Consider the following 6,182-nt stretch of genomic DNA (forward strand, 5'->3'; position numbering starts at 1 on the left):
GGATATGACTCCCGAAAGGCCACGAGAGGGCTCGGAGCTGCGGCGTGCGTCCGTCCGCGGGCCCCCGGCGGCCGGATCGGACGGACCAGACGGATCAGACGGATCAGCGGATGTACGCGCGCCGGGCGCTCTGGCCGGGGATGAACGGCCGCGGCGGCAGCACCGGCGCCGGCCCGGTCCGGGTGACGCTGGCGGGCGCCGTGGCGGCGGACGCCGTGGCGGTGACGGCCGGGGCGGCACCCGGGGGGCGGCCGGCCGTGGTGACGGCGGCGCGGGCGGGTGCGAGGGGGCCGCGGGCGGGGCCGGGGTATCCGGCGGGGGTCCGCCCGCGGGCGCCGAGCAGCATCGATGCGTGGGCGACGCTCGCGAGCGTGGCGTGGTGGTGCCAGCCACGGAAGGAGCGGCCCTCGAAATCGCGGATGCCCACGGGTTCGCAGGTCTCGATGAAGTCGAGGGACACCCGGTCGGTGAGCTTGGCCAGCAGGAAGAGCTGGGCCAGGGGCCGGTCGCCGATGTTGGTGATCCAGAACTCGGTGGGCAGCAGGGCCGCCTCGGTCCAGGCGCCCATGAGGAGCAGTGGGGTCGGCGGCGGTGGTACGGGCCGGTCCTCGCCGGAGGCGGCGAGGATGGAGGCCGAGGTCAGCAGGGTCACTGCCCCCTCGGCGCGGCCGTGCCGGGTCCACTCGACGACGCGTCGCTGGGAGCGCAGGGAGTCGATCAGCTCGCGGGCGGGCGCGGTGTACGGTCCGGGCCGCTGCCGGCCGGCGCCGCCGAAGGAGACGGGCAGCGAGCCGTCGACCTTGAAGACGAACGGGATGTCCTGGAGGGTGAAGGACTCCACGCAGCTGGCGACGTCGCCGCCGGCGACCTCCATCACCACGGGCCGCCGCTGGAGCTGCCAGGTGGCGGCCATCCGCTGGACGGCGTGCACGGCGTCCTGCGCGGGGGTGAGCGAGCGCGCCGTGTCGGGGATCCCGGCCCGACGGCGGCGCAGCAGTTCGCCGGTCCACGGTGCGGGCAGGGTGAGGGTCCATTCGACGGGGAAGCTGGACTCGCTGGATGCGAGCCAGATCCCGCTGGCCTGCTGACAGTTGGCGGTGCGGCCGAGCTGGGGGACGAACTGCCGGCCGACGCCGACGGAGCGGTCGCCCGCCTTCTCGATGACCATGGGCCGGACCACCCAGGCCAGCGGACGCTGGGCGGTGCGTTCGAGGTACTGGGCGAGCGAGCGCCGCACGGGCGTCCAGTCCCACGGCGACTTGCTGATGAACTGCTGGAGGCTCTGCTCGACGGAACTCGCGCCCGTTCCGGCGATGTTACGGATCGTTTTCTTCCCGCTGGTGCGCACGAGGCCGTTGAGATAGACGCGGGCCCAGTTTCGCTGGTCCCGCCGTGGTAACGATTCGAAGAATAGCGAGATCAGGACGTCGATCAATTCGGAGATTTCCTTGGCGGATTCCTCCGGCAGCACTGTTCGAGCCATCTGGGCCTCCCCCGCGACCACTAGATCCAATACCCTACTTTACGGCCCCAAACGGCCGTAGGCCGTGGCGGCTACTTCCTGAGGTCGCCGGCAGATTCGAGCCGCTCATCCTCTACCACGAGGGGGATGGGGATCTGGTTCGCCGCATAGTAGAGCGCAATGAGGAAGTGCGCGACGAGAGTGAGCGGGGCGGAGAAGAGGGACAGGATGACGGTGAGCGGGTAGGCGATGGCGCCCAGGCCGAAGCGCAGCCGCGTCGCGCGGGCGCCGTCCTTGTCGACGTGTTCGTGGAACAGGTGGCCGACGCGGGTGACGTACCACCAGAAGGCGAGGAACGCGAGGGCGTAGGCCACGGTGACCGAACTGTAGAGCACTGCCGCCGAGTTGGCGGAGCTGCCGCCGTGGACGAGGTGTTCCGCGAGGACGGTGGTGGTGTACGGAATCACCGACACCACCATCAGCACCAGGAGATTCAGGAACAACAACGGGCGGTCCACCCGCTTGAGGTGGGTGAAGATGGTGTGGTGGTTCACCCACATCACACCGATGATGAGGAAACTCACCACGTACGCCGCATAGTGCGGCCACTGTTCCCGCACGCCGTGCCAGAACTCCGAGCCGGTTTCTTCCGGAACCTTGAGTTCAAGGACGAGAATCGTGATGACGATGGCGAATACACCGTCACTGAATGCCTCGATACGACCGGTTTCGCGTTCCATGACTCCCCTTGGTCATTTCCCTGCGCACACGGGGAGGGCGCTGCCCCGCCCTCCCCGCACACGCTACCCGGATATGGGCCGTCAGCTGCCGAAGCCGGCCGTCTGGCGCCAGATCCGGCCATCGCGGACCACCAGTGTCCCGAATGCGTGCTCCGGTTCGCCGTTCAGATTCATGATCGCCCGGTAGAAGATCGTGTCCTCGGTCTCGATGTACTCCTTGAGTTCCACCAGGGTCGGCTTCAGCGACAGGTAGCCGGTGAACGTCTCGCGGACGGCGTCGATCCCCACCGAGGCCCCCTCGAAGCGGACCAGCACGGCGTCGTCGGTGTAGTTCTTCATCACCGCGTCGATGTCCAGCGCGGCGAGCGCATCCATCTGCCGGACGAAGACCGGGTGGAGCGTGGAGATGTCGTACGTGGCCATGGCGACTCCGTTTCAACTGGTGGTGGGTTCCGTCGGTGTTTCGGCGCAGGCGGCGGCCGCGGTCAGCGGCAGCCGGACGATCATCCGGGTCTCCCCCGGACGTGACCGGGCGGTGATCGAACCGCGGTGGCGCTGGGTCACGATGCGGTAGCTGAGGTGGAGGCCGAGGCCGGTTCCCTTGCCGACGTCCTTGGTCGTGTAGAACGGCTCGAAGATCCGCGGCAGTGACTCCTCGGGGATGCCCCGGCCGGTATCGGCCACTTCCACGACCAGGCAGCCGCCCTCGGCCCGCACCCGCAGGGTCAGGGTTCCTGAGCCCTCCATGGCCTCGGCCGCGTTGTCGACGAGGTTCGTCCACACCTGGTTCAGCTCGCTCGGGTAGCCCGTCAGTTCGGGCAGGTCCGGCTCGTACGCGCGCACGATCGTGATGCCCGCCAACTTCGCACGCAGCACGACCAGCGTGTTCTCCAGTCCGTCGGGCACCGCGAAGCGCTGCTCGGGCGCCCGGTCGAGATTGGCGTAATCCCGGGTGGCGGCGACCAGCTGGGAGATCCTCGGACCGGCCGCCCGCAGCTCCGCGGCCAGGGCCCGGATCTCCAGCAGGGCCGCCAGGTGGTCCAGGGCGGTGGGCAGGGCCGGCGCGCCGATGCCCTCCAGCCGCTCCAGCAGCCAGCCCAACTCCAGCCCGAGGTCCGCGATCCCGGCGCCCAGCAGTCCGGAGCGCTCGGCACCCGCCTCCTCGGCCCAGTCGGCGACCTCCTCCTCGGCGTCGGCCTGGGCGAGCGGGTCCGTGGTGGCCGGCGGGGGCAGCTCGTCCAGCTCCTCGGCCACCCGGTCCAGTACGGAACGCTCCGCGCCGCCCGCGGCGGCACCCCAGGCGTGGGCGCTCCGGGTGAGCCGGTCCAGGGCCGGCGACAGCTCCTGGGCGGCCCGGGCGACGGCGGCCGCCGGGTTGTTCAGCTCGTGCGCGAGGCCCGCGGCGAGCGTCCCCAGGGCCTCCACGGTGGCCCGTTTGCGGGCCTGCACCTCGGAGGACTTGATCCGCCAGGCCAGTACCGGGATCAGGACGGCCGCCACGCCGTTGCAGCGGGTCAGCATCTCGAAGAACACCGGCTTCGGGTAGGCGACGACCGTGGTCGCCGGGCCGCTCGCGGCCGCCGTGGCCACGTACGCGCCGTCCGTCAGCAGCGGTAGCTCACCGGTGAACCGGTGAGCGGCCGAGGGCTTGCCGTCGTGGTCCTCGGCGGCGGCGCCGTCCTCCTCGGTGGAGTGCCGGGTGAGTACCTCTTCCCGGCCGTCCACGACCTTGGTGACGACGAGCCCGCCGGAGAGCAGGACGTGGAAGCCCGTGGCCTCCTCGCCGTCGCGGAACAGGACCTCCCCGTCGGCGAGCACCAGGGGCTCGGAGACCGAGACCAGCCAGTCGAGCTGCTCCTCGGTCAGGGCGGCGAAGACCTCCAGCCCGGCGAGGGCCCGCCGCAGCTCCCTGCGGGTCGGACCGGTGCCGTTCGCGGCGCTCATGGCGTACTCCCTTCGGCCCGGGTCCGGGCGGCCAGCCGCAGCGTGGCGGACAGGGCGAGGACGCACACCCCGGCGACGGCGGCCATGAAGCCGACGGAGGTGCGGTGCAGCCCGTGGATGTTGGTGAGCAGCCCGGCGAGGACCGCCGGCACGCTCATCGCGAGGTACGCGAAGACGTAGACGGCGGCGGTCAGTTCACCGCGGTGCTCCGGCTCGGCCAGTGCGCTCAGCGCCCGGAAGGCACCGAGGAAGGCCGCGCCCCAACCGCTGCCGAGAACGGCCGTGCCGACCAGGAACACGCCGGCCGAGCCGGCCCGGAGGGCGACCAGGACCAGGGCGAGCCCGGCCAGCAGCCCGCCCAGGCCGAGCACGGCGGTCCGCAGCGGGGCGGTGCGGCCGAGCAGCAACTGGGCCGCGGTGGCGGCGCCCGCCAGGAGGGCCACCGTGGCCCCGCCGACGAGGTAGTTGGTGCTCCGCAGCAGCGACAGGGCCAGGTGCGGGCCGAGCGAGAGGTAGAAGCCGCCGACCGTCCAGACGGCGACGACGGTGAGCACGAGGACGGCGAAGCGGCCCCGCACGGCGGCCGGGACGCCGATCCGGTGCGGGACGATCCGCCAGCTGCGGCCGCCGGGGCCGAGCGGGGCGCTCTCGCGCATCCGGGCGACCCCGACCAGCGTCACCGCGAACGCGCCGACGAGCAGCAGGTAACTGAGCACGGTCGGGGCGGGCGCGTACTGGACCAGGAGCCCGGCGCCGATCCCGCCCAGCCCGATGCCCACCGTCGGCCCCGCGCTGTTGACCTGGGCGCCCAACGCGGGCCGCGAGCGCGGGGAGAGTTCGAGCAGGGCCGCCCCCATCGCCCCCGTGGCCACGCCCACCGCGAGCCCCTGCACGGCGCGGGCGGCGAGCAGCAGCCCGGGCCCCTGGGCCCCGGCGAACAGGCCCATGGAGGTGATCGCCAGGACCAGTCCGGCGCCCAGCACGGGGCGCCGGCCCAGGGTGTCGGACAGGGATCCGAACAGCAGGAGCCCGAGCAGCACGGTGACGGCGTACACGGCGAAGACGACGGTGACCATCCCGGAGGACAGGTCCCATCTCTCCTGGTAGAGCACGTAGAGGGCGGACGGTACGGAGGAGGAGAGCATCAGCAGGACGAGGACCGCGCCCACCACCCAAAAGCCGGAACCCCGGGAGCCGGAGACGGAGCCCCCGGAGCCGGCGGCCCGCGGGCCACTCGGGCGCGGGGAGGACCCCGCGGTCGTCCTGGTCACGTCGGCCACTCCTGTCGATTCCCCGTGGTGGGCGGTCAGCCGAGGGCCCGTTCCGCCCTCTGCAGCGCGCGGGCGGTGAGCACGCCCGCGAGGTGGCCGAGGTACTCGGCCGAGGCGCCGCGCCCGGGGACGAACAGGTCCCGGGGCTCGGCGCGGAAGGCCGCGAGCACGGCCCCGGTGGTGTGCGGGCCCCCGCGCAGCCGGGCCTCGACCCCGCGCAGCCGCAGTGCACGGGCGGTGGCCCCGGTGACCGCGATCCGCGGTCCGTCGGGGGTGATCCGCACGGCGGCGGCGCACACCGGGTGGCGCGTCGCCCGGTCGGCGGTCTTCTCGAAGGCGGCGGCCGGCCCGCCGGCGGGCACCAGCAGCGCGGTGATCACGGCCCCGGGCGGCGGCCCCGCGGCCTCCAGCTGCTCGGCGGTGACGGTGGTCCGCCCGCCGGGGCCCGCCAGCTCGACCAGCGCGTCGGCGGCGATGGCGGCCGCGGGCAGGTCAGTGGGGCGCGGCCCGCGGGCGGCCAGGTTGCCCCCTGCGGTCCCGAGGTTGCGGACCTGGGGGTCGCCGTTGGCGCGGGCGGCTGCGGCGAGCTCCGGTGCCTCGGCGAGCACGAGCGGGCTGCCCGCGAGTTCGGCGAGGGTGGTGAGCGCCCCGATCCGGATCCCGCCGGGGGGGCGGGGGGTGCGCCGCCCCCCCGGGCGCCGGCGGGGGGGGAGCCGAAGGGGGGGGGTGTGGTCCCGGGCGCGCGGGGGGGGGCGGGGGGTCGGG

The 6,182-nt window shown here is 73.2% G+C and carries 6 protein-coding genes; all 6 read right to left on the reverse strand.

All coding sequences use genetic code 11. The annotated features are described in order from the left end of the window. Positions 1 to 103 precede the first annotated feature (103 nt). Complete coding sequence (locus ACFV7Q_RS06430; protein ID WP_385424269.1) at positions 104 to 1,483, reverse strand: IS701 family transposase; 1,380 nt, start codon at positions 1,481 to 1,483, stop codon at positions 104 to 106. A gap of 71 nt (positions 1,484 to 1,554) precedes the next feature. Then, a complete protein-coding gene (locus ACFV7Q_RS06435; protein WP_385424272.1) occupies positions 1,555 to 2,202 on the reverse strand; it encodes a TMEM175 family protein in 648 nt (215 codons plus the stop codon). 81 nt (positions 2,203 to 2,283) lie between these two features. Continuing rightward, the gene (locus ACFV7Q_RS06440; RefSeq protein WP_385424275.1) at positions 2,284 to 2,625 is read right to left on the reverse strand and encodes a nuclear transport factor 2 family protein; all 342 of its coding nucleotides are present in this window, start codon (positions 2,623 to 2,625) and stop codon (positions 2,284 to 2,286) included. A gap of 12 nt (positions 2,626 to 2,637) precedes the next feature. Continuing rightward, positions 2,638 to 4,146 (reverse strand): ATP-binding protein, encoded by a 1,509-nt coding sequence (locus ACFV7Q_RS06445; RefSeq protein WP_385424278.1) that lies wholly within the window; start codon positions 4,144 to 4,146, stop codon positions 2,638 to 2,640. Next, positions 4,143 to 5,417: an MFS transporter gene (locus ACFV7Q_RS06450; protein ID WP_385424281.1), complete on the reverse strand. Its 1,275-nt coding sequence runs from the start codon at positions 5,415 to 5,417 to the stop codon at positions 4,143 to 4,145. Before ACFV7Q_RS06450 ends, ACFV7Q_RS06445 begins: the two co-directional genes overlap by 4 nt. Positions 5,418 to 5,452: 35 nt before the next feature. Beyond that, the coding region (locus ACFV7Q_RS06455; protein ID WP_385424283.1) for an FAD binding domain-containing protein at positions 5,453 to 6,182 on the reverse strand (730 nt) is incomplete at its 5' end.

It is taken from the genome of Streptomyces sp. NPDC059851, assembly GCF_042732005.1.
Classification (GTDB): Bacteria; Actinomycetota; Actinomycetes; order Streptomycetales; family Streptomycetaceae; genus Streptomyces.

Excerpts from the sequence above, each read along its gene's own strand:
- ACFV7Q_RS06430 (WP_385424269.1), bottom strand. The coding sequence starts at position 1,483 with ATGGCTCGAACAGTGCTGCCGGAGGAATCCGCCAAGGAAATCTCCGAA.
- ACFV7Q_RS06435 (WP_385424272.1), bottom strand. The coding sequence starts at position 2,202 with ATGGAACGCGAAACCGGTCGTATCGAGGCATTCAGTGACGGTGTATTC.
- ACFV7Q_RS06440 (WP_385424275.1), bottom strand. The coding sequence starts at position 2,625 with ATGGCCACGTACGACATCTCCACGCTCCACCCGGTCTTCGTCCGGCAG.
- ACFV7Q_RS06445 (WP_385424278.1), bottom strand. The coding sequence starts at position 4,146 with ATGAGCGCCGCGAACGGCACCGGTCCGACCCGCAGGGAGCTGCGGCGG.